Origin of the sequence: Chryseobacterium sp. SC28, assembly GCF_003932955.1 — a bacterium.
Taxonomy (GTDB): Bacteria; Bacteroidota; Bacteroidia; order Flavobacteriales; family Weeksellaceae; genus Epilithonimonas.
In genome coordinates, this window is sequence record NZ_QOVY01000002.1 from 36,465 (window position 1) to 59,564 (window position 23,100).

A 23,100-nucleotide genomic window follows, 5' to 3' on the forward strand; every position below is an offset into this window, starting at 1 on the left:
AGATGAATCATATAACGGACAGTAAAATCAAGCATTCAAATGAGACCAACTGGTATGTGATTACCGGCGGACCCAGTACCGGAAAAACAACGACCATTGATTTGCTTCAGAAGCAAGGTTACCATACGACAATAGAACACGCAAGGCATTACATTGATACCATGCATAATGAAGGAAATTCCGTTAAAGAAATTAGAAGCAATAAGAAGAAATTTCAATTGGGCGTGTTAGATATGCAGATTGCCCAAGAAGGATCGCTCAATAAGGAGGATATGGTTTTTTTGGACAGGGCTATCCCGGACGCAATGGCTTATTATCAATTTTTAAACTTGGATTATGATGAAAAGTTACTTAATGCCGTCAACGGGGTTTCCTACAAAAAAATCTTTATTCTAGACCGATTGCCGTTTACCAAAGACTATGCGAGAACCGAAAATGAAGACGATCAAAAACTAATTCATCAGTTGATAATAGAAAGCTATACCAATCTCGGTTTCACTATCGTTTTTGTTCCGGTTTTGCCTCCCGAAGAAAGAGTGAAATTCATTTTAGATAATTTATGAACAAAAAATATTCATCCAAATTGTTAACATATAAGAAATTATTATTATGAAAAATTCAGAACATGATCACAACATGCTTAAGGATACTGATTCAGCAACAGGCAATCATTCCAAACATGAAATGGAATCGGGCAAGGAGTCTGTCCAGCACGCGCAAAAAAGCCACGCCTCTGCATACAAAAAGTTATTTTGGATGCTTCTGATTTCCTTTATTTCAATGTTTATACTAATGTATGCGATGGTGGACAAGCTGGCTAACGTAATTCCAAACATAAACCAGTTATACATGGCAGGCCTGATGGCTTCTCCTATGTTAATCATCGAACTGCTGTTAATGGGGAAGATGTATCCCAACAAAAAACTCAATAAAATTCTTATGGGCCTCGGAGTGCTGATGATGGTGCTGTTTTGGTCCGGGATTCGGCAGCAGACAGCCGTGGGAGATGTCCAGTTTCTAAAGTCCATGATTCCACACCATGCAGGGGCTATTCTTATGGTCGAAGAAAGTAATCTGGTCGATCCGGAAGTGAGAAAGTTGGGCGAGGAAATTATCAAAGCACAGGAGGAAGAAATTGCCGTCATGAGGGCGAAAATTAAGGAACTTCAAACCCGGAAGTAATCTCAAATAGCAGAATTTAACGCAAAAAAAATGAATTATGAAAAAATACACCTGTCCCATGCATCCCCAGATATTGAAGGACGAACCGGGGAAATGTCCACTTTGCGGAATGAACTTAATTCCCTTGGGAGGAACCGCCCGACCTGAAAAAGACGAACACAGCCATCATCATCAGAATCATGATCATCACTCAGAATCTGATAGTTCAGCGGCGGGATTTGACAAACATGCAGGTCATCATACTCCGGATTTCCTGAAGAGATTCTGGATCTCTTTGGCACTTACCGTTCCGGTCCTTCTGCTTTCTCATATGATTCAGCAGTGGCTTGGTTTCACAATTGCTTTTAACGGTGATAAATATGTACTTCTGGTTTTGGGAAGTATTATTTATTTCTACGGTGGAATGCCTTTTTTCAAAGGGTTTTTGGGCGAAGTGAAAGCCGGAGCTATTGGGATGATGACGCTCGTTGCTTTGGCGATTACCGTAGCTTATGTCTATTCCGTTGCAGTCGTATTCGGGCTGCCGGGCATGGATTTCTTCTGGGAACTTGCCACCTTAATTGTGATCATGCTTCTTGGGCACTGGCTCGAGATGCGTTCGCAGATGGCTGCTTCAAAAGCGTTGCAATCTCTAGTTGCCTTACTACCAAATGACGTAACCGTCGAGCAGAACGGAAGTCCGGTTAAAATAAAACTGGGACAGCTGAAAAACGGAGATACTGTAATCATAAGACCGGGCGAAAAAGTCGCCGCTGACGGTCTGATTGTCGAGGGCACTTCTTTCTTAAATGAAAGCATGCTGACGGGAGAAAGTGTTCCTGTAAGAAAAGAGTCCGGTGGAAAGGTTATCGCAGGGTCTATCAATGGAGACGGTGCCTTGAAGATAAAAGCAACAGGGGTTGGAAAGGATTCGTACCTCAATAAGGTCATTAATTTGGTTCAGGATGCTCAGGCAGCAAAGTCGAACACTCAGAATCTGGCGGATAAAGTAGCCAAATGGCTTACTATAGTAGCAATTGTGGTGGGAGTAGGAACTTTCGCTTACTGGTACATCACCATGGGAGATTTGGCTTTTGCTCTGGAACGGATGGTAACGGTAATGGTAACAGCCTGCCCTCATGCTTTAGGAGTGGCAATCCCTCTGGTTGTGGCCATTTCCACTACACTTTCAGCGACAAATGGTTTACTCATCAGAAACCGAACGGCTTTTGAAACCACCAGAAAATTATCGACCATTATTTTCGATAAAACCGGCACCCTTACGAAAGGCTCCCACACTGTGCAGAAAATCATTCCTCTAACGGAACACTATTCGGAAAACGATTTACTCCAGTATGCAGCAGCAGTGCAGCAGAACTCCGAACATCACATTGCAAAAGGAATCATGCAGACCCTTTCCGAGAAAAAACTGGAGCTATGGAAGTCAGACAGTTTCCGCTACATGCAGGGAATTGGAGTGACAGGAATCGTAAACGGTAAATCGGTTGTCGCGGCTGGTCCTAATTATTTTGTTCAAAACAATAAACAGGTACCTGCCATTCCGGAAGAAATCAACCAGGATGCAGAAACAGTGAACTTTATTTTGATTGATGACGTGCCCGTGGGTATTGTTTCTTTAGCAGATACCATTCGCGAAGGCGCAAAAGAAGCTATTGACCAACTTCGAAGCATGAACATTAAATCATTCCTGCTTACAGGTGATAACGAAAAGGTAGCGGCGGCGGTGTCAAAGCAGTTAGGAATGGACGGATATTTGGCAAATGTACTTCCGCACCACAAACAGGAAAAAGTAAAAGAATTTCAGGATAAAGGAGAAATCGTTGCCATGACAGGTGACGGCGTAAATGATGCACCGGCTTTGGCAGCAGCAGATGTAGGCATTGCAGTTGGCAGCGGAACTGATGTTGCTGCCGAAACCGCAGATATTATTCTGGTCAACAGTGACCCTCGAGACGTGGTGAAAATGATAGATTTTGGAAAGAAAACCTACAGCAAGATGATCCAGAATCTCGTATGGGCAGTGGGCTACAACGTCGTGGCTATTCCACTTGCTGCGGGTGTTCTGTATCCTACATTTGTCTTGAGTCCCGCCATGGGCGCAGTGCTGATGAGTGTAAGCACCATCGTGGTCGCACTTAATGCAAGTTTGTTAAAAATTAAATAATCACAAGATGAAATATATATTTTCGCTCTTTCTATTTATGGCAATGTCCATAAACAGTTATTCACAGAGCACCAAAACCGTGTACACCTGCCCGATGCATCCGCAGGTCGTGAAATCAGCACCCGGTAACTGCCCCATTTGCGGTATGACCTTAGTGAAGAAAACCGTTACTGAGAAAAAAACGGCGGCCAAATCCGCGCCCGCTCCTAAAAAGGCCACCGTAGTTAAAAAAACTACGGGTAAGAAACCTGAAATTACCGCTGCAAAAACAAAGACGGTAACGGAAGTTAAAAAACCGGTGATGCCAAAGACTAAAGCAGTACCGAAAGACCCCGCGAGCATCAAAACGCCGGAACATTCAACACCTGCTCCGCATCAGCATGAAGCAGCGCAAAAGATGTACACTTGTCCGATGCACCCCGAGGTGGTTTCGGACAAACCAGGAAAGTGTCCCAAGTGCGGTATGAATCTGGTCCCTCAGAAGGAAAGCGGCCGGCATCAGTCTACCGGCAAAACCCCGGAACATCAAACTTCAGATGCGCATCAGCATGAAGAAGCGCAAAAGATGTACACCTGCCCGATGCATCCCGAGGTGATATCGGACAAACCAGGAAAGTGTCCCAAGTGCGGTATGAATCTGGTGCCTCAAAAAGGAAAGAAGGAAGATCATTCTGCACACGGAAACATGCAGATACATGGTGAACACAAAATGGTCATGCCCATGCCCGAAAAGCACCTAAAAGGCGGACGCAAAGTGACCTACCATCTTTATGTGAAAGACACCCTGGTAAATTTCGCGGGCAAACAGAAACGCGCCATTGCCGTAAACGGGCAGATTCCGATGCCAAAACTGGAGTTTTATGAGGGCGATACGGCGGAAGTGATTGTCCATAATTTAATGGACGAAGAAACTTCTCTGCACTGGCACGGTCTTCATCTTCCAAATAAAGAAGATGGGGTTCCCTGGCTTACCCAGAAACCCATTCCACCACATTCAACCTACACGTATTCGTTTCCGATCATCCAAAACGGAACCCACTGGTATCACTCGCATACTGGCCTGCAGGAGCAGATTGGAATGTATGGGATGATGATTCTGAAAAAACGTCCCGAAGATCCTACCTTCCGGAAAGGGATAGATGATCTGCCCACAGAGCATCTTATCCTTAGCGAATGGACGAACCTGAACCCCAACAACGTCCAGCGGATGCTCCACAATGCGAACGACTGGTTTGCTATTAAAAAAGGTAGTACTCAAAGTTATGCCGAAGCCATTAAAGAAGGCCACTTTAAAACAAAACTCACCAACGAGTGGAAGCGGATGCTGGCCATGGACGTGAGCGATGTATATTATGATGCATTCCTGATTAACGGTAAAATCGAAAATCAACTCTCCCGATATAAAGCCGGTGATAAAGTTCGGCTTCAAATTGCCAACGGCGGTGCTTCCTCCTATTTCTGGCTCAATTATGCCGGAGGAAAAATAAAAGTAGTGGCCAGTGATGGATTGGATATTGAACCGGTCGAAGTGGATCGCCTGATCCTGGCTGTTTCCGAAACAGTGGATATCGTAGTGGAAATTCCTGAAAAAAACACTTCATACGAACTCCTTGTTACACCCGAAGACCGCACAAAATCTGCGTCAGTGTTTATTGGAGAAGGAGCTACGAAATCCCATGATCCATTACCCAAACTCAAATACTTTGAAGGGATGAAGATGATGAACGACATGATGAAGATGAACGGTGACATGAAAGATATGGGCATGAAGATGAGTTATCAGACGATGGATATGAATCAGGTGATGTATCCTGAAATTAGTGCTGAAAATAATGCAGCAATGCCGATGGACAAGATGGACAACAACGATGCGCAAATGGATCACTCACAGCACCAGATGCCTGCTTCCGGGATTACCACCTTGAATTACGGAATGATGAAGTCGCCTTATGACACTTCGCTTCCGAAAGACAGTCCCGTGCGCGAGCTCAAGTTTACCCTTACGGGAAACATGAACCGCTACGTTTGGAGCATGGACGATAGAGTCCTGGCAGAATCGGACAAAATATTGGTGAAGAAAGGGGAAATTCTCCGCATTACCCTTTTCAATAACTCAATGATGCGTCACCCGATGCACCTGCACGGTTTTGATTTCCGGGTGCTAAATAAAAACGGTGTTCAGGCACCCCTCAAAAATGTGTTGGATATTATGCCGATGGAAACTAATGTCATCGAATTTGAAGCAAAAACTGACGGGGACTGGTTTTTCCACTGTCACATCCTCTATCACATGATGGCGGGGATGAACCGTGTTTTTGCTGTTGGTGATTATCAGAATCCTTTGCTGCCCGATAAAGCTTCAGCTTACAAAAAGCTCCAGCGCGAAAGTAACATGTGGCACCTTATGGCCGAAAACGATTTTGCTACTAATGGTAACGACGGGAGGGCGAGGATCTCAAATGCCCGCTGGCAATTGGGAACAGAATGGCGTTTAGGTTACAATGATATGATCGGTTATGAAGTTGAAACACATTTAGGAAGATACATCGGAAAAATGCAATGGTTTATGCCATTTATAGGTTTTGACTGGCGTTATAGAAAGATTGACAGGAATAATATTGAAAAAAACCTTTTTGGACAGGCATCTACTAAAGATGGAAGAAAAACTTTCAGCGCTGGTATCATGTATAAACTCCCGATGTTGGTGGACCTGCAGGCAGAAATATTTACAGACGGAATTGTAAGGTTCCAGCTGAAACGTGAAGACATTCCGTTGACTGCGCGTTTGCGCGGGGCATTCATGGTCAATACCGACAAAGAATATATGGCAGGTCTTAAATATATCGTCACAAAAAATATCGGAATCTCAACCCACTACGACAGCGATATGAGCTGGGGTGCAGGGATTATACTGACCTATTAAAGGATGATGTTTGCAAATTATAAAAAAGTGCTTCCGGTCACCTGATGAGCGGTAATGCTCTTAAAAAAAAGAAAGTCTATCACAATGGGATAGACTTTTTTTTATTGTTCGTTCATACGCCTCATAAAAGAACTAAAAAACCGCCCTCACTGGCAGTTTTTATTTGGTCCTGTCAATAAACTGTTGTTGTGCTATAACTTGGTCCCGCTCACGTTTTTTAGGCTTTTTTCGGTATTCGTAATTCTTCTTCGGAAACACAATATCAGACAGCCAGAATTTCCCCAGCTTCAGTCCGTAATAATCGGTGGACTGTATTTTAACATCCAAAATTATCTGCTCACTTTCGAGAAGTTCTTCCACATCATATTTCCTCATTTCTGTGTAGAAAACATCGATTTCCTGCTCCTTCTCTGATGTCACTATCCTAATGTGGTCCAAATGTTTTGATTTTATAATGCCGCGGATTTCCATGAAGCAAAATTGTTACAAATAATGACAAAATAAAAATAATTATTGTGATAAATTGTAACAATCTTAAGATATTGAGGTTTTAATGGGTTTAAGAATCTTTGCTATAATCATTCATAAATTTTTTTTTACCTATATTAGCGCCGTGAAATTTTTCAGCTTTATCCTTTCATGTTTCTTTATGGTACTCACCATGGGGCCATGCACTGATGGTGCCAAAAGGTTAGGCGAAAAAGCATGTTTCACCACTACCGTTCATGTAGAAAGGAGCCACGGTCAAAGCTCTGATTTGTGTTCTCCCTTCTGTGTGTGCCACTGTGCGGGAATGTCAATGACAGTTGCACAGATCAGACAATTACTTCCTGAGAAAATTGCACTTGTCATTAAAGCCACCCTTCCTGAAAAGAATTACAGTTACGCTATTCTACATGTTGCCGATATATGGCAACCTCCGCAATTAGGTTAGTATTATTCAATAAAAATAACGGTTTGTGCTCGTTTCCGAACTGGTAATTTTTGTTATGTAAATTTTACTTTAATCTAATTTTCTTTATCAATGCTAAATAAAATCATTGAATTCTCCATCAATAATAAATTGGTGATCGGGATTTTCACACTTGCTTTAATTATATGGGGCGTTATGTCCCTTCGAACTCTTCCCATAGATGCCGTACCAGATATTACAAATAATCAGGTGCAGGTAATAACATTAAGTCCATCACTGGCAACCCAGGATATAGAACAGTTTATTTCTTATCCTATCGAACAGACAATGTCTACTATTCCTGAAATTCAGGAAGTGCGGTCTATTTCTCGCTTTGGTTTATCTGTAGTTACTATTATTTTTCATGACGACATAGATATTTACTGGGCACGCCAGCAAGTCTCTGAACGGCTTCCTGAAGCCAAAAGTTCCATTCCAGCCGGTCTTGGAAATCCGGAAATGGCGCCAGTTTCAACTGGGTTAGGTGAAATTTACCAATATACGGTACACGCTAAACCCGGCTTTGAAGATAAATACGATGCTGTCAAACTGCGAACAATTCAGGATTGGATCATTAGAAAACAATTATTAGGTACGCCGGGAATTGCAGAAGTAAATAGTTTTGGAGGTCTTTTGAAACAATATGAAATTGCTTTAAACATTAATCAACTTAGAAGTTACAATTTATCTATTTCTGATATTTTCACAGCATTGGAAAAAAACAATCAGAATACCGGTGGTTCATATATTGATAAAAAACCCAATGCCTATTTTATTAGGAGTGAGGGCTTGATCACAAGTCTTGCAGATATCAAAAGGATCGTAGTTAAAAATTCGGAGAATGGCCTACCTATTACCATCAGGGATGTTGCAAAAGTTCAGTTTGGTACCGCTACACGCTACGGTGCACTTACCAGAAATGATAAAGAAGCAGTTGGTGGAATTGTAATGCTATTGAAAGATAATAATGCTTCTGAAGTTGTTGGACGAGTAAAAGATAAAATAGACCAAATACGGAAAACTTTACCTGACGGTGTAGAGATAGAACCTTTTCTGGACAGAAGTGAATTTGTAGACAGAGCCATGAGTACGGTGCAAAAAAACTTAATAGAAGGGGCGCTAATAGTAGTATTAGTTTTAGTTCTTTTTCTGGGGAATATTCGTTCAGGCTTAATTGTGGCTTCTGTAATACCTTTAGCAATGCTATTTGCTGTAGCATTAATGAAAGTTTTTGGCGTATCTGGAAACTTAATGAGTCTTGGGGCGATTGATTTTGGACTAATCGTAGACGGTGCTGTAATTATCGTGGAAGCAACCATGCACCGTTTAGCCCGGCAAAAAGCAGGAAAAATTTCGCAGGCAGAAATGGATATGCAGGTTTCCGGTTCTGCAAAAAAAATGATGAACTCCGCTGCGTTTGGGCAACTAATTATTTTAATTGTCTATTTACCAATATTGGCTTTGGTAGGAATTGAAGGTAAAATGTTTCGCCCGATGGCACAAACGGTTTCCTTTGCAATATTTGGGGCATTAATTCTTTCGCTTACTTATGTGCCGATGATCAGTTCACTTCTATTGAGTAAAAATATTACCCATAAAAAGAACTTTTCTGATAAAATGATGGAAAAATTTCAGCGTATTTATGATCCGTTGATTAATGGTGCACTGCGATTTAAAAAAACTGTTTTGATTGTTGCAATTACGCTTCTCGGATTGTCAGCAGTTATTTTCAATTCTCTTGGTGGTGAGTTTCTACCAACGCTGGAGGAAGGAGATTTCGCAGTAGAAACAAGATTATTAGTAGGAAGTTCGTTGGACCAGACTATAGATAAAATAGAGCAGGCATCCAGCCTATTAATTAAGACGTATCCCGAAGTAAAAGAGGTGATTGGTAAAATCGGTGCATCAGAAATACCTACGGACCCAATGCCCATTGAGGCTGCGGATATTACCATTTTATTAAAACCTAAAAAAGACTGGACAAGTGCAGATACCCGGGAAGAATTAGCGGAGAAAATGCAGAAAACTTTAGAACAGGTTCCGGGAGTTACGTTCGGTTTTTCGCAACCAATCCAACTGCGTACCAACGAATTAATTTCTGGTGTACGACAGGATGTAGGTATCAAAATTTTTGGCGACGATTTAGAAACGCTTTCAGATTTAGCAAAAAAAATAGGGGCGTTAATTCCCTCAGTTGATGGTGCGGAAGATCTGTATGTAGAACAAGTAAGTGGTTTACCGCAAATTTCCATCAAATTGAATCGGGATAATATAGCCCGATATGGGTTAAATGTTGAAGAAATAAATAATGCGATAAATACCGCATTTGCTGGAGGTGTAGCCGGAACGGTATTCGAAGGAGAAAAACGTTTTGATTTGGTCGTTCGGTTAGAACAAGGCGAACGCCAAAGCATAGAGGATGTGAAGAGACTCTTTGTTACTGCAAGTAATGGAAACCAGGTTCCGTTGGAGCAGGTTGCAGATGTAAGTTACCAGTTGGCACCTAACCAAATACAGCGTGAAGATGCCAAAAGAAGAATTATCGTTGGCTTTAATGTTCGCGGTAGAGATATTGCCTCTGTAGTAAAAGACGTTCAGGCAAAAATTGACGAAAAAGTAAAAATGCCGACTGGCTATTTTATAACGTATGGTGGACAGTTTAAAAATTTGGAAGAAGCCAACAAAAGACTGTCTATAGCCGTGCCGATTGCATTGGGATTAATTCTTTTGCTGCTATATTTTGCGTTTGGCTCCTTAAAATATTCACTGCTAATTTTCACAGCAATCCCGATGTCTGCCATAGGTGGCATATTTGCACTTTGGTTAAGAGGTTTACCTTTTAGTATTTCCGCTGGTGTAGGCTTTATTGCTTTGTTTGGTGTGGCTGTTTTAAATGGAATCGTATTAATAACAGAGTTTAATCAACTTAAAAAACAAGGAATGAAAGATATTAAGCAAAGAATTCTCGCAGGTACTGCTATAAGATTAAGACCGGTTTTAATGACTGCTACCGTTGCATCATTAGGATTTTTACCGATGGCATTGGCAACCGGAGCAGGAGGAGAAGTACAAAAACCATTAGCAACAGTTGTTATAGGTGGTTTGTTCACCGCAACATTTCTTACACTTGTACTTTTGCCGGTACTTTACTCTTATGTGGAGAATATAAAACCTTCCCGACGTAAGTTGAATAAGACAAAAATTGCAGGATCAGCAACGATTATTATTTTGTTTTTACTTTCAGGTTTTAATAATGGAGTTAAAGGTCAGATTACGACAAATCCATCTTCATCTGTAGGGACCATAGATTTGAATTCGGCAATTTCTGCTTCCCTGAATTCCAATCCAAACACAAGGGTTGCAAAATTAGGAGAGGAATACCAGTCTGCATTAAAAGGTTCTGTGAGAGATTACGGAAAAACAAATATCAATCTCACTTTTGGACAATATAATAGTCTTATTGCTTATGATAACAATATTACCATAAGCCAAAATATTCCGAATCCGGTTTATTTGAAAAGACTGACAGAACTTGCAGATGCCAATATAAACGCATCCAAAATGCAGGCAGGAATTTATAAAAATCAGATAACCTATCAGGTAAAAAGTATTTATTATAGTTTACTCTACAGAAAAGAACAAAGAACGTTAAATGAGGAATTAATCGCCCTTTATGAAAAAATACTTCGTGCCGCGGATATAAGATTTCAGACAGGTGAAACAAATATTTTAGAAAAATACAATGCCAATACCAGATTGCAGGAAGCAATTTCTCAAAAATTGCAGACTGATGAATATATAAAAATTCATCTGGAGCAACTGAAAAGATATACTGGAAATCAAACGATCGAAGATATCACAGACAAAACGCTTACTGAAAAATTTTTAGATTTATCACCAGAGAGTAGCATGTTTAATAATAATCCAGACTTGCTTGCTTTGAAAAGCCAGATAGAAGTCGCTAAAGAAGAAATCAGAGTTGAAAAAAGCAGGTTACTTCCCGATTTTAGCGTCGGTTATTTTAACCAATCGTTGGTAGGTAATTTCGAGAAAAATGGAGTTTCGAAGTTTTACGGAGTAGGAAAAAGATTTCAGGGTGTAGAATTGGGAATTAGCATACCCATTTTTGCAAAAGCGCAAAAAGCAAAAATCAAAGCCGCAGAAATTAACCAGCAAATGCAGGAAGCAAAAGTAGATGCATTTTCTTTCAGTCTTTCTCAACGGGGTTCGACACTGCTTTCGGACCTAAAACGATTGCAAATACAGATCAATTTTTATAGGGAAACAGCATTGCCACAGGCAAAATTGCTTATTGCAAAATCACAGCGTGCCTTTGAGGTCGGAGAAATGGATTATTACCAGGTTAGTCAATCTATAAATAATGCCGTGGAAGTCCAAAAGCAATACATCGAAAGTTTAAATCAATATAATCAAACAGCCATCGAACTGGAATTAATTTCTGGTTTATAATAAATAATTAAAGGTCCAAAATCATGAACAAATCAAAATATTTATATATCCTCATTTTAGGTTTTTTATTGTCAGCCTGTAACTCTGATAAAAAGGAAGAAACAGCAGTCACGGCAAATGTAGAAGTTCCGCACGATGCAAATAGCGTAGAATTTAGTGAAGAGCAGTACAAAAGTGTGGGAATGGAACTGGGAAATATAACCAATACTAATCTTTCCAATTATATAAAAGCCTCCGGAGCTATTGAAGTTCCACCGCAAAATCTGACCAGTATCACCTCTTCTTTTGGAGGTCATGTAAAATCCATGAACGTAATCGAAGGAAAATATATTGGAAAAGGAACCGTGGTGGCAACGATAGAAAATCCTGAATTTCTACAGATACAGCAGGATTACATGGAAAGCAATAGTCAGATGTCTTATTTAAGACAGGATCTTGCACGCCAAAAAGAACTGGTAAAAGAAAATATTGCAGCCAGAAAATCTTTACAGCGGGCGCAAAGTGAGTATAACAGTATGTCTGCACGGGTTGCCGGATTACGGGCAAGACTTCAGGTTGCGAACATCAATCCTGCTTCTGTTGCAAGAGGTAACATATCTTCGCGCGCCAACATTTATGCACCGCAAAGCGGATACGTAACAAAAGTATATACCAATATTGGAAAATATGTTGGAACTAATGAGGTTGTCGCAGATATTGCAAATACAGGTAATATGATGGTAAAAGTGCAGGTTTTTGAAAAAGATGTTGCAAAAATAAAAATTGGTCAAATTATTCGATTTCAGGCTACTGGTGACGCCGAGGAAAAAACTGCTAAAGTTTATCTGATAGGGAAAGATATACACGGAGACAGAACTGTAGATGTTTTGGCAAGAATTCAGAATGTATCTCAAAATCTGTTGCCGGGAATGTTTGTCAATGCTATCATAGAACTTGGATCTATGGAAACGCCGGCATTACCAGATGCGGCAATTGTAGGTTCCGGAGGTAAGAATTTTATTTTTATTTTAGAAAAAACTTTAGAAAAAACCAAAGATAAAGATGGGAAGGAAAAAGAAAAACAATATATCTTTAGGAAGGTAGAAGTGCAAACCGGTGTAAGCGAAAATGGTTTTACTGCGGTTACTTTGCCTGCAAAATTTAATGAATCCGATAAAGTAGTTTTAAAAGGGGCATATGACCTGCTTTCTAAAATGAATAATATGGAGGAAGAGGAGTAATCTTGGGATAATTTTAAAACCTTAAAACCTATTTACAAACCATTTGTTTCCATAAAAAGTTGCCAAAACTAGCATCAAAATATTTTTATGATTTCAATTTATTTATACGCCTTAATTCCAGTTGTTTCCATTTTATTGGGCGGGATTACCGGATTATTTAAAAAACCAAACGCGGGTTTTCGGAGTTCTGTGTTGCATTTTGCGGGCGGAGTGGTTTTTTCAGTTGTTGCAGTGGAACTTCTGCCGGATATTATTAAAAATCACAGGCCTATTGAAGTGGGAATTGGTTTCGGACTGGGCATCGCGACGATGTTGGCTGTAAAATATTTTTCAGAAAAATTTCAAAAAAACGCTGAAAAATCGGCAGTAAAAAATTCTTTGCCGATGGGACTTCTGGTGGCATTGGCCATCGATTTACTAATAGATGGCGTGCTTCTCGGCGTTGGTTTTGCGGCTGGAAGCACCGAAGGAATTCTGCTTTCCATCGCTTTGGCTCTCGAAATTTTTTCTCTGGGATTAGCAGTAGTTTTGGCTTGTATGGATTTAAATTTTTCAAAACAAAAAAGCCTGACTATTTTATTAGTTTTGGGTGCCTGCTTCTTTGTCGGAGCCGTTTTAGGAATTACATTATTAGCAGGATTATCACAGGAATGGCTGGAATTGGTGCTGTCTTTCGGTCTCGCTGCTTTATTATTTTTGGTAACTGAAGAATTATTGAAAGAAGCGCACGAAGAAAAAGAAACACTTTTGCAGACGAGTATGTTTTTTGTAGGATTTTTAATATTTCTACTGGTAGGAATGGTAGTTTAAATTAATTAAGATTAAAAAAATAAGCATAATCGTAAAGTTCAAAAAATGAATTTTAATTTAAAATTTTTAGGTTCAAAAATTAAACTTGATAAATTATTATAATAAGATACAAACGATATATTCAAAAATTAAAATATAAAAAATGGCAAAAAAGAAATTAAACTTAAGGGATATTGGAACGGAAAAACATGCCGGAGAGCATTCCCACGATGCTGGACATAATCACGATAATACGGACAAAACAACGTTACAAATGTTTTTGCCCGCCATTATATCATTCACATTATTAATAATTGCTATTGCTTTAGATAATTGGATTACCCAAAATTGGTTTAATGGATGGGTAAGGATTGCCTGGTATGTTGCAGCGTATATTCCCGTGGGATTACCAGTTTTAAGAGATGCGTTTGATAGTATAAGAAAAAGTGATTTCTTTTCAGAATTTTTTTTGATGAGTATCGCTACGATTGGTGCGTTCGCCATTGGAGAATTTCCTGAAGGTGTAGCAGTGATGCTTTTCTATGCTGTGGGTGAAGTTTTTCAAACACTTGCAGTACAGAGAGCAAAAACTAATATAAAAACACTATTAGACCAAAGACCAGATGAAGTTACCGTTGTTAAAGATAATCAATCAACAACTGTAAAAGCGGAATCTGTAGAGATTGGCGACATAATCCAACTAAAATCTGGCGAAAAGTTGGGTTTAGACGGCGAGTTATTATCTGAAAAAGGGTCTTTTAATACAGCGGCACTCACAGGAGAAAGCAAACCAGATTCTAAAGAAAAAGGCGAAATAGTTTTAGCAGGAATGATCAATCTGAACACCGTGGTTCAGGTGAAAGTAACTACCGCATACAAGGATAGTAAACTTTCCAAAATATTAGAATTGGTGCAAAATGCAACTTCACAAAAAGCACCCACAGAATTATTTATTAGAAAATTTGCAAAAATCTACACGCCCATCGTTGTATTATTGGCAATTCTCATTACAATTATTCCATTCTTTTTCGTACAGGATTACACCTTCAGTAAGTGGTTGTATAGAGCACTTGTTTTCTTGGTAATCAGTTGTCCGTGTGCTTTGGTAATTAGTATTCCACTAGGATACTTTGGTGGCATTGGTGCCGCAAGCAGAAATGGAATTTTATTTAAGGGCAGTAACTTTCTGGATGCGTTGGCAGAGGTCAAAAATGTGGTTATGGATAAGACCGGAACCATGACTGAGGGCGTCTTTAAAGTACAGACCGTCAATCTAAAGCAGGAATTTGACCGGGATTTAATTCTAAAATTAGTGAATGTAATCGAAAATTCATCAACCCATCCGGTTGCAACTGCCATTCACGCTCATCTCGGTGAACCCGACCATACTATAATTCTCGACAATGTAGAAGAAATAGCGGGACATGGCCTGAAGGGATCGTATCAGGGAAAACAGTTGCTCGTAGGAAACTTTAAACTGATGGATAAATTCAATATCCAATATGATGTAAATCCAAACGATATTGTAGAAACATTGATTGCCATTGCTTATGAAGGCAAATTTGCGGGATACCTTACCATTGCGGATAGCATCAAAGAAGACGCTGCCGAAACTGTACAGAAACTTCAAAGTTTAGGAGTAAAAGTTACCATGTTGAGCGGTGATAAAGCAACGGTGGTCAAAGCTGTGGCAGGAAAACTGGGCATACCTAATGCTTTTGGCGATTTATTGCCGGAAGATAAAGTGAATAAAGTCAAAGAAATAAAAGCACGGAATGAAACGGTTGCATTTGTTGGCGACGGTGTCAACGATGCTCCGGTTGTAGCTTTAAGTGATATCGGCATAGCGATGGGTGGCCTTGGGAGTGATGCCACCATTGAAACCGCTGATGTGGTAATTCAGGACGACAAACCTTCAAAAATTCCAATGGCCATTAATATTGGCAAGCAAACCAAAAAAATTGTGTGGCAGAATATTGCATTGGCATTTGGAGTAAAAGCCATTGTTCTCGTTTTAGGAGCGGGCGGTTTAGCCACAATGTGGGAAGCTGTATTCGCCGATGTGGGTGTAGCTCTTCTTGCCATATTAAATGCAGTAAGAATTCAGAAAATGAAATTTTAAACAAAGCGGGCTTCGTCCGTTTTTTTTCGTTCTGGGGTAAAAAATTAAGTATTGCGTATAATCCCCCTCATGCCACCGGGATTATAATCTAGAAGATTCCTTCCAATTTAAGAACAACAATTCCTCGGCACCCCTTCATTGTACGCAGAAAAATGGTGCAGAAATCTAATAGTTGATCACATGCATTATCAAATAAAATACTGTTTCTCCGCGGAATGATATAGCAGCATTATTCACTTTCGCCACCGCGCACAGCAATATTCCTATGTGCCGGCGCACATACCGCAATGACGACTGCGTACCAGATATTCTTGGATGGTCTGAATAAGTCACCATTAAATCGAGGTCGCTTTTATACTAAAATTACCCAAATTCAACTAGTGAATTTCAGATCTACTGCTTGTTGGTCAGTTAGCTAAAAAATCAGCATCAATTTTTTCCGTATTTTCTAAACTGACATTTATAGAGGAAATTCCGCAGGCTGTTGGCAGTACGTTAATAATTAATGTTGTGTAGCTTTTGATGCGGGTATTTTTAGTCCCTACTTCTAAAATCAGGGACTAAATCGGGGATTGTTTAATGGTTTATACGATGCCTTATGCTTTTACAAAATTATCTAACTTGCTTACTGTCAGTAAAATGATGACTTACATTGCTTTATTGGTTTAAATAAAAACTCCCTGTGGAACTACATGAGCATTTTGATGAAATTCACCCAAAAGTTTTAAATTTTTTAAATGACAATGAAGAGAAGATAATTGAGGGCTACGAAGAAAATGACGGGCACCCATTTCAGCATGTCTTTAATTCTTTTCTAAATTTATTTAAAGTAAGGTTTCCTCTTGTAACAAATTCAGAAGTTAACATTTTTAGATATTTTTTTGTTGAAAAGTTGCAAAGTCACTTCCGCAAAGAACTTCAGGACTCAATTGAAGTATGCAGTCAAACATATTTTGGAAAATTACTACATAACATTCGTGAAGATAAATCTCGATCCGAAAGATGTTTCTTCTGTTTATGCCGTTAAACCTAAACTTGACAACCCAAGGATTGCCAAGCAACATGGGGCATTCTTAATTTTTGGTATTAGTCCATCATTATTTACTGTTTTCGGGTTATATAAACCAATGGCTAAATTTAACAAAAAATGGATTGAAAGAGGAAGTGATTCAGATCAACGAATTATTATCGATAAAAAGTCTAAAACTCAAATATTACAACAACTGGAAAGCTTTGGTTTCAACCAAGCTACTTTATTTCCAGAAGTCGATATAGTTGCAAGTTTTGTAAAATTCAAATACTTAAAAAAACTGGATTAATAGATTTTGGATTTTAATAATAAATATGAAACATTGGATGATTTTATTTCTTCCCGCCTTAATGATGAAGAAGTGGGAATCTGGTTTTATGACAATGGTTTAGAGAAGTTTATTATTAAGTTGCCTAATCATATTATTAGAGCCATCAACCAAGGATGTAAATTAGAAATGTTAGTAGGGCAGTATTTTGTTTCAGAAAAAACATACCCTGTTATTGGATTATTCATTTATGACCATATTGATAATCCCTTGATTGTAACTCAATCCAGTAATTTTCTGCTTGAAATAGATGCACTTAAAATAATATTGAAAAGTGGGAATTCAATTTTAGTGGACTTTTATGATGAATTGGGGGTTCCCGTTTTATCAAGCAATGCTACCCTAAGTGAGAATACTGTTGAAATTCAATGGCAAAACATTGATACTGAATATAACAATGATAATTGGAAGAAAGTTTTAGATCAAATGAAATTGGATTTTGACGCCAAAAACTATCAAGATTTTCAGAGAATAGAAATAAATGTCTCCAATGGAGTTGCGATACAATCTGCTTTTATTACTGATCAAAATATTACCACTCATTATTTAGAGGAAAAAGAGGGAGATCAACTTGAAAAAAAAGTGTTCGTACCCTTAGAATCTATATTTAAAACCAATAATATTTTTCTCAATCCTTATTTTAATTCTTCAGGCAGAAAAAAGGAATTCACCGATATTTTTGCCCATTATGAATTGGGAACATTTTATATTGAATCGAAGGTTTTATCTTCTCAAAAGGCTTTTGATAAATCCATTTCCAAACAACAGGATAATATTAAAAAGCAAATATTAAAGGCGGTTAATCAACTTGCCGGAGCTTTGAGAAGTGTATCAAATGAAATATCGGTGTTTGACTCTAAATCAAATCTGAAAATTGAGATTAACAAAGGGTTAGTACCACAATGTATTATTTTAGTTTCAGAATTACCCTCATTTGGGGAATGGGAAGATTTGAACATTTCAATTTTTGAATTAATTTCACAATATAACTGTTATCTCAATATAATGGAACTTTCTGACTTTGTGAAGATTATTAAATTAGCCCGCGGAAGCATCGAAAAATTGGATTATTATCTTATGAAAAGGGCAGAAGGTTTCGAAACAACAAAGACTTTCTTTTATAAAACCGAGGTTGTGTTTAATTAAGTGTTTTAATAATTTATTTTTTATTCTAGGTTCTAGAAAGACTATTTTCAATCTTTATTCGTCCGATTTCTCTAATTATTTGAGAAGCGAATCTTCTTTTTCGTCGCAAATATTTTCTAAATTTGCGACAAAATAACCGTAAATTGCATATGCAAAGCATTGATGATAAAATACTTGTAAAAATAAAAAAAGCGAAGAGGGGTACGCTGTTTTTTATTGAAGGCTTTCTTGCTTTCGGCAATGCCAGAGCAGTTGCAAAAGCATTGGAAAGATTGGTCAATAACGGCGGTATTTCCCGTGTTGCGAGGGGATTTACGCTGTTTTACAAACGGATCCAGTTTTGGGAAATATTCAGCCTTCTGCCGAACAGATTGCAGAGGTAATTCGCAAAAGAGACAAGGCGCGCATTATTCCAACGGGAATTCTGGCGCTCAATGCACTAGGACTCTCCACCCAGATTCCCCTCAATTTGGTGTATCTTACAGACGGTTCTGCACGAACAGTTGATCTCGGCAAAAGAAAAATAAAATTCAAAAAAACAAGCCCGAAAAACCTCGCTGCGATTGGTGAAATAAGCGGACTTGTAATCCAAGCTTTGAAAGAAATCGGGAAGGACAATGTCACTCAACAGGAAAAGGATTTAGTTATAGAAAAACTTAAAAAGGAAAATCCATACCGCTTGGAACACGACATTCGCCTTGCGCCAGAATGGATTAGGATAATAATGCGGAACGCCATAAATAAAAATAATGACAAATAAATTTTTAGCCCTTCCCCAATAAACGAGGGTCCTTGCTTTTACACAAGTTGCCGAAAAAAGAGGAATAACACCGTTTGCCGTGGAAAAAGACTGGTGGGTATCGCAAACTTTGAAAGCGGTTTTTGAATTGGATGTAGCCGAGCATTTGGTTTTCAAAGGTGGCACCTCGCTGAGCAAGGCGTGGAACCTCATAGAAAGGTTTTCCGAAGACATTGATTTGGCCATCGAAAGAGAGTTTCTTGGCTTCGAAGGAAGTTTGACTAAAAACAAGAAAACCAAATTAAGGAAGGCTTCCGGCCAATATATCAGCGAGGTTTTTTATTTAGAATTACAGGAAAAATTTAAAGAGAAAGGCTTGGAAAATGTCACTTTCTCGTTGGCCGAAACCCAGGATTCCGATTAGGATCCTCGTATTATCAATATTTTTTATCCAAATATAATTGAAGTTACGGAATATCTGAAGCCGAGAGTTCAAATAGAAGTCGGGTGCCGTTCATTAATTGAGCCATTTACGATGAAAAAAATTTCCGCGATGGTTGATGATGAATATCCAGAGCAGAGTTTTTCGGAAAAAAGCGAAGAAATACCATCCGTTAATCCGGAAAGGACTTTTTTAGAAAAAATTTTCCTTCTGCATGAAGAGTTTCAGAAAACCGCTTAAAAAATAAGGGTAGATCTGCTCAGCCGCCATTTGTACGATCTATATGCTTTTTCAAAAACAGAATATGCAGAAAGTGCCCTACAGAATAAGGAACTCTATGAAACCATTGTAAAGCACAGAATGGAGTTTGCCAAAATCTCCGGTATCGACTATAGCCTGCACAGGTCAGCCACAATAAACCCTATTCCACCAGAAAATATCATTGAATTATGGGAAAAAGATTATGCCAAAATGCGAGAAGAAATGGTTTATGGCGAAAACAGACCAACTTTTTCTGAAATAATTGAAACTCTTAAAAAACTGAAAGATAAAATCAACAGCCTCAATTGGGAAATGATTTAAGGGAAAAGGTTTTGCTAAAATATTAAACAAATACTCTTACTTCAAAACCTCGTCAATAATCTTATCCAATTTATTATCCGGAAGACTGTTTAAATAAGACATTGTAGATTTTATATCTTTTTGCCCAAGTGCTTCGCGAATAGTCTCAATTGAAATATTATTGAACTTCAAAACTGTGGCAAACGAGTGACGGGCGCAGTAATAAGAGATATTCTTCTTGATTTGCAGTTCTTTCATTATTTCTTTTAACTGCATATTCACATAATAGGTCAGCACTTTTTTGGATCTGTTTTTTAGGTAAATCTGCGTTGGCTTTTCGGTATTCATTATGTTGAAAATGAACTTTGAACTGTCTTCGGATTTGTATTTTTCCATGATATTCCGAGCGTAATCATTGATTTTAAAACTCACCGGAACGCCTGTTTTACTGCGGATATAATCAATACGATCAATATTCAAGAATTTTTTTTCCAACTTAATCAAATCCAAAAAGTTGATTCCTCTTGCATAATAACTGAACAAAAACATATCTTTTGCAAAAGAAAGTTTTTCGTCTTTTGGCTCATATTTCTTGAGTTTTTCTATTTCTTCTTCATTCAGATACTCCTTTTTCCCACTTTCCTTCAGTTTTGAAATTTTATAATGCCTAAAAGGATATTGTTTTTCCGTAATTACTTGGTTTCTAATGGCTTGATTAAAAACCGAACGCAAAGTCCGCATTCTAATCGCGATACTGGACTCCCTATTCCCGCGAGAAATGCAATAGGCTTCAAATTTTTTCAAGTTAGAATAATCCAATTCATTAAAGCTAATGTCTTTTTTGCCAAAGAACCGTTGCAGCGCATTCAGAGTATCTTTTTCCACTTTCGCTGTTCCGGTTTTATCCGATGCCAAAAGATTTCTAATCAAATCTTCGTGGAAACTCGTATAGGTTAAGGAAATGCTTTGTCCGCTGCTCGTCTTTAGTTTATTGATGAGATCAGGAAGCGTGAAGTAGATTCCATTTTTATCGAAATCGTCGATAATCTCGTCAATGATCTTAATTCTGCGCTCAATAAATTTGTTGAGGTTAGCGTGATTGGGATGCGAAGTTTTCAGACGACAAGCGTCAAAACTCCAGTCCTTCTCCTTGCAAGTTTTCCCGATTGAAAGACTTGTGTTTTTGCGGTCTTTTATAAATGAAATTATGATACTTCTCTCCCCTGTTTTATTCGCTTTTGGAGCAAGTGTAAAGGTGTAACTTACCATTTTGTGTCAATTTTTATCGTTTTTCACGAACATTTTTTTCAGATATTCCTGTTTATCGTGTTTTACAAAAATTTTTTCACGAACATTTCACGAACATTTGCCCTCCAAAAGTAAAATATTATAAAATACTGTACAAGAAAAATATTTGTAAACAATTGATAATCAAAGAAAATAAAGCATAATAAAGATTAAGCAAATTATAATAAAACACAATAAAACCGACTGTTAATCAGAGGGTCGCTGGTTCGAGCCCAGCAAGAGGAGCAAAACCATCACAGAAATGTGGTGGTTTTTTGTTTTAGGTTTTTAATTCTTGGACTTATTTGAACGAGGAGATTACCAATTACTAATCCCATTTTGCAAAATTCTGAAATAATTTTCCCGATCAAAGTGCAGCCCGTTTTCAAGGCGGATAAAGAATTTTCAGATTTAAAACCGAAAAATTGATTTTGAATTTTTAATATTTCTATTTTAAGGGTCTCTTTTTTGAGATCTTTTTTTCTGAAAAAATATTGAATTTAATTATTCGGTTTGCTATTTTTTATTCTTCTCCTCGATCCAGCGGCTCATATATTTTGTGGAGTTCAGTTGATGGTGCTGAAGGATTTTACTTAGATAATTTTCGGTTCTGTGATTTTCCAGATTGTTCTCAATTTCCAAAACTTTATTAATGAAAGACCCTGCGAATAATTCTTTTCTGAAAAGAGAATCAATAATTTTATATCCATTTTCCTGAGCTTGGTTCCAAATCCTTTCATCCTGATAAAGCTCAATTGCTTTATCAACAAAAGCCTCTTCAATATCTTCAATGAAACCATTCCAAGGGAGATTTTCGTGCATTGCTTCTGCTCCAACAGAGCTTGTAACATTGGGTAATCCGAGCTTCATACTTTCCCAAAGTTTCCCCTTCAATCCCGCTCCAAAAGGAATGGGTGCCAGCAGAACTTTTGCTTTATCAAAAATATCTTCCACAGAATTCGCTCTTCCTTTTACCAGAAATCCATCTTTCTCATTATGAAGTTCCCAAACCTTCTGGCCGGCATAAGCCCCATAAATATGAAGTTCGGCTTCCGGAAGTTTTTTCTTGATCGCTTTCCAGATTGGTTTCAATTTCAAAACCGTTTGCCAATTGGGTTCGTGGAGGAAATTTCCGATGCTTACAAAGTGTTTTCGGTCTTCAAATGGAATTTTACTTTTCTCAAAATTCTCAGTTAAAAATGGAATGTAAAACAGAGTATCGGGATTGATTTTAAAATCATCAACCAAAAGATGATATTCAAATTGTGAAATGATTAATGCCAGATCACAACGCAAAATCGAGGCAATTTCTCTTAGAAAAATATCATTAACGAGATCGCTCTTTTCAAGATTTCTCCTTTCAACAAAAGCTTTCCGCCGCGCTTCTCTCAGAAAATGCAGATCTTCTGTATCCATGATTTTCGCAGCATCAGGGCAATTCTCAGAAACGCGCCAACCGAATTGTTCCTCGGTCACATAGCGGTCAAAAAGGACGACAGCCGGATTGAGATTTCTAATCTTCTCATCAAAACTTTCATTATTGATTTCAATCTTCTGAACTTCGATTTTCTCGGAAAATTCAATGTTATTTGAAGCGGTCAGAAATGTGATTTTGTAATCAGCTTCAGAAAAAAGCTGCATCAGTTGCATCATCCGATGTCCGGCCGCAGTAGAAGCCGGCTCGGGAATAACGAGACCAATGATGACAAGATGTTTCACGAAGGCAAAAATAGAGATTCTAACTT

At 38.4% G+C, this 23,100-nt stretch carries 14 protein-coding genes and 3 pseudogenes; 14 read left to right on the forward strand and 3 right to left on the reverse strand.

Features of this window, described 5'->3' with window-relative positions; translation table 11 throughout:
- Positions 1 to 2: 2 nt before the first annotated feature.
- The 5 genes and pseudogenes from DTW91_RS01745 (at position 3) to DTW91_RS01760 (ending at position 6,269) form a co-directional block, all read left to right on the forward strand.
- The gene (locus DTW91_RS01745; RefSeq protein WP_125201699.1) at positions 3 to 563 is read left to right on the forward strand and encodes an AAA family ATPase; all 561 of its coding nucleotides are present in this window, start codon (positions 3 to 5) and stop codon (positions 561 to 563) included.
- A gap of 46 nt (positions 564 to 609) precedes the next feature.
- Positions 610 to 1,182 carry a DUF305 domain-containing protein gene (locus DTW91_RS01750; RefSeq protein WP_223200381.1) on the forward strand — a complete coding sequence of 191 codons (573 nt, stop codon included), beginning with the start codon at positions 610 to 612 and terminating at the stop codon, positions 1,180 to 1,182.
- A gap of 37 nt (positions 1,183 to 1,219) precedes the next feature.
- Positions 1,220 to 3,346, forward strand: a complete 2,127-nt coding sequence (locus DTW91_RS01755) for a heavy metal translocating P-type ATPase (RefSeq protein WP_125201700.1) — start codon at positions 1,220 to 1,222, stop codon at positions 3,344 to 3,346.
- Positions 3,347 to 3,440: 94 nt separating this feature from the next.
- Positions 3,441 to 3,788: pseudogene (locus DTW91_RS13005) on the forward strand (heavy metal-binding domain-containing protein); the annotation flags it as partial.
- A 21-nt stretch (positions 3,789 to 3,809) separates the two neighbouring features.
- The gene (locus DTW91_RS01760; protein ID WP_125201855.1) at positions 3,810 to 6,269 is read left to right on the forward strand and encodes a multicopper oxidase domain-containing protein; all 2,460 of its coding nucleotides are present in this window, start codon (positions 3,810 to 3,812) and stop codon (positions 6,267 to 6,269) included.
- Between the two features lie 159 nt (positions 6,270 to 6,428).
- Here the strand turns inward: DTW91_RS01760 and DTW91_RS01765 are convergent, their stop codons facing one another.
- Complete coding sequence (locus DTW91_RS01765) at positions 6,429 to 6,689, reverse strand: hypothetical protein (protein ID WP_125201701.1); 261 nt, start codon at positions 6,687 to 6,689, stop codon at positions 6,429 to 6,431.
- 133 nt (positions 6,690 to 6,822) lie between these two features.
- On the opposite strand from DTW91_RS01765, the gene DTW91_RS13010 reads away from it, so the two are divergent.
- The 9 genes and pseudogenes from DTW91_RS13010 (at position 6,823) to DTW91_RS01805 (ending at position 20,089) form a co-directional block, all read left to right on the forward strand.
- The gene (locus DTW91_RS13010) at positions 6,823 to 7,203 is read left to right on the forward strand and encodes a DUF6660 family protein (protein WP_410493716.1); all 381 of its coding nucleotides are present in this window, start codon (positions 6,823 to 6,825) and stop codon (positions 7,201 to 7,203) included.
- Between the two features lie 90 nt (positions 7,204 to 7,293).
- Positions 7,294 to 11,691 (forward strand): CusA/CzcA family heavy metal efflux RND transporter, encoded by a 4,398-nt coding sequence (locus DTW91_RS01770; RefSeq protein WP_125201702.1) that lies wholly within the window; start codon positions 7,294 to 7,296, stop codon positions 11,689 to 11,691.
- 23 nt (positions 11,692 to 11,714) lie between these two features.
- Positions 11,715 to 12,911 carry an efflux RND transporter periplasmic adaptor subunit gene (locus DTW91_RS01775; protein ID WP_125201703.1) on the forward strand — a complete coding sequence of 399 codons (1,197 nt, stop codon included), beginning with the start codon at positions 11,715 to 11,717 and terminating at the stop codon, positions 12,909 to 12,911.
- Positions 12,912 to 12,998: 87 nt separating this feature from the next.
- Positions 12,999 to 13,721 (forward strand): ZIP family metal transporter, encoded by a 723-nt coding sequence (locus tag DTW91_RS01780; RefSeq protein ID WP_076387896.1) that lies wholly within the window; start codon positions 12,999 to 13,001, stop codon positions 13,719 to 13,721.
- A 142-nt stretch (positions 13,722 to 13,863) separates the two neighbouring features.
- Positions 13,864 to 15,822 carry a heavy metal translocating P-type ATPase gene (locus tag DTW91_RS01785; RefSeq protein ID WP_125201704.1) on the forward strand — a complete coding sequence of 653 codons (1,959 nt, stop codon included), beginning with the start codon at positions 13,864 to 13,866 and terminating at the stop codon, positions 15,820 to 15,822.
- Between the two features lie 977 nt (positions 15,823 to 16,799).
- Positions 16,800 to 17,141, forward strand: coding sequence for a hypothetical protein (locus DTW91_RS01790; protein WP_123854600.1), 342 nt, complete (start codon positions 16,800 to 16,802; stop codon positions 17,139 to 17,141).
- A gap of 33 nt (positions 17,142 to 17,174) precedes the next feature.
- A complete protein-coding gene (locus DTW91_RS01795) occupies positions 17,175 to 18,326 on the forward strand; it encodes a hypothetical protein (protein WP_148096875.1) in 1,152 nt (383 codons plus the stop codon).
- Positions 18,327 to 18,475: 149 nt separating this feature from the next.
- Positions 18,476 to 19,086: pseudogene (locus DTW91_RS01800) on the forward strand (DUF6088 family protein).
- A 79-nt stretch (positions 19,087 to 19,165) separates the two neighbouring features.
- Positions 19,166 to 20,089 (forward strand): annotated as a pseudogene (locus DTW91_RS01805) (nucleotidyl transferase AbiEii/AbiGii toxin family protein).
- Positions 20,090 to 20,125: 36 nt separating this feature from the next.
- Here DTW91_RS01805 and DTW91_RS01810 read toward each other — a convergent pair.
- On the reverse strand, positions 20,126 to 21,337 hold the full coding sequence (locus DTW91_RS01810) for a site-specific integrase (RefSeq protein WP_125201706.1): 1,212 nt from the start codon (positions 21,335 to 21,337) through the stop codon (positions 20,126 to 20,128).
- 534 nt (positions 21,338 to 21,871) lie between these two features.
- Complete coding sequence (locus tag DTW91_RS01815; RefSeq protein WP_228412612.1) at positions 21,872 to 23,074, reverse strand: glycosyltransferase; 1,203 nt, start codon at positions 23,072 to 23,074, stop codon at positions 21,872 to 21,874.
- Between the last annotated feature and the right edge of the window lie 26 nt (positions 23,075 to 23,100).

What these genes read in the sequence shown, in the direction of transcription:
- DTW91_RS01745 (WP_125201699.1), top strand. Translation starts at nt 3, where the DNA reads ATGAATCATATAACGGACAGTAAAATCAAGCATTCAAATGAGACCAAC.
- DTW91_RS01750 (WP_223200381.1), top strand. Translation starts at nt 610, where the DNA reads ATGAAAAATTCAGAACATGATCACAACATGCTTAAGGATACTGATTCA.
- DTW91_RS01755 (WP_125201700.1), top strand. Translation starts at nt 1,220, where the DNA reads ATGAAAAAATACACCTGTCCCATGCATCCCCAGATATTGAAGGACGAA.
- DTW91_RS01760 (WP_125201855.1), top strand. Translation starts at nt 3,810, where the DNA reads ATGAATCTGGTCCCTCAGAAGGAAAGCGGCCGGCATCAGTCTACCGGC.
- DTW91_RS13010 (WP_410493716.1), top strand. Translation starts at nt 6,823, where the DNA reads ATGGGTTTAAGAATCTTTGCTATAATCATTCATAAATTTTTTTTTACC.
- DTW91_RS01770 (WP_125201702.1), top strand. Translation starts at nt 7,294, where the DNA reads ATGCTAAATAAAATCATTGAATTCTCCATCAATAATAAATTGGTGATC.
- DTW91_RS01775 (WP_125201703.1), top strand. Translation starts at nt 11,715, where the DNA reads ATGAACAAATCAAAATATTTATATATCCTCATTTTAGGTTTTTTATTG.
- DTW91_RS01780 (WP_076387896.1), top strand. Translation starts at nt 12,999, where the DNA reads ATGATTTCAATTTATTTATACGCCTTAATTCCAGTTGTTTCCATTTTA.
- DTW91_RS01785 (WP_125201704.1), top strand. Translation starts at nt 13,864, where the DNA reads ATGGCAAAAAAGAAATTAAACTTAAGGGATATTGGAACGGAAAAACAT.
- DTW91_RS01810 (WP_125201706.1), bottom strand. Translation starts at nt 21,337, where the DNA reads ATGGTAAGTTACACCTTTACACTTGCTCCAAAAGCGAATAAAACAGGG.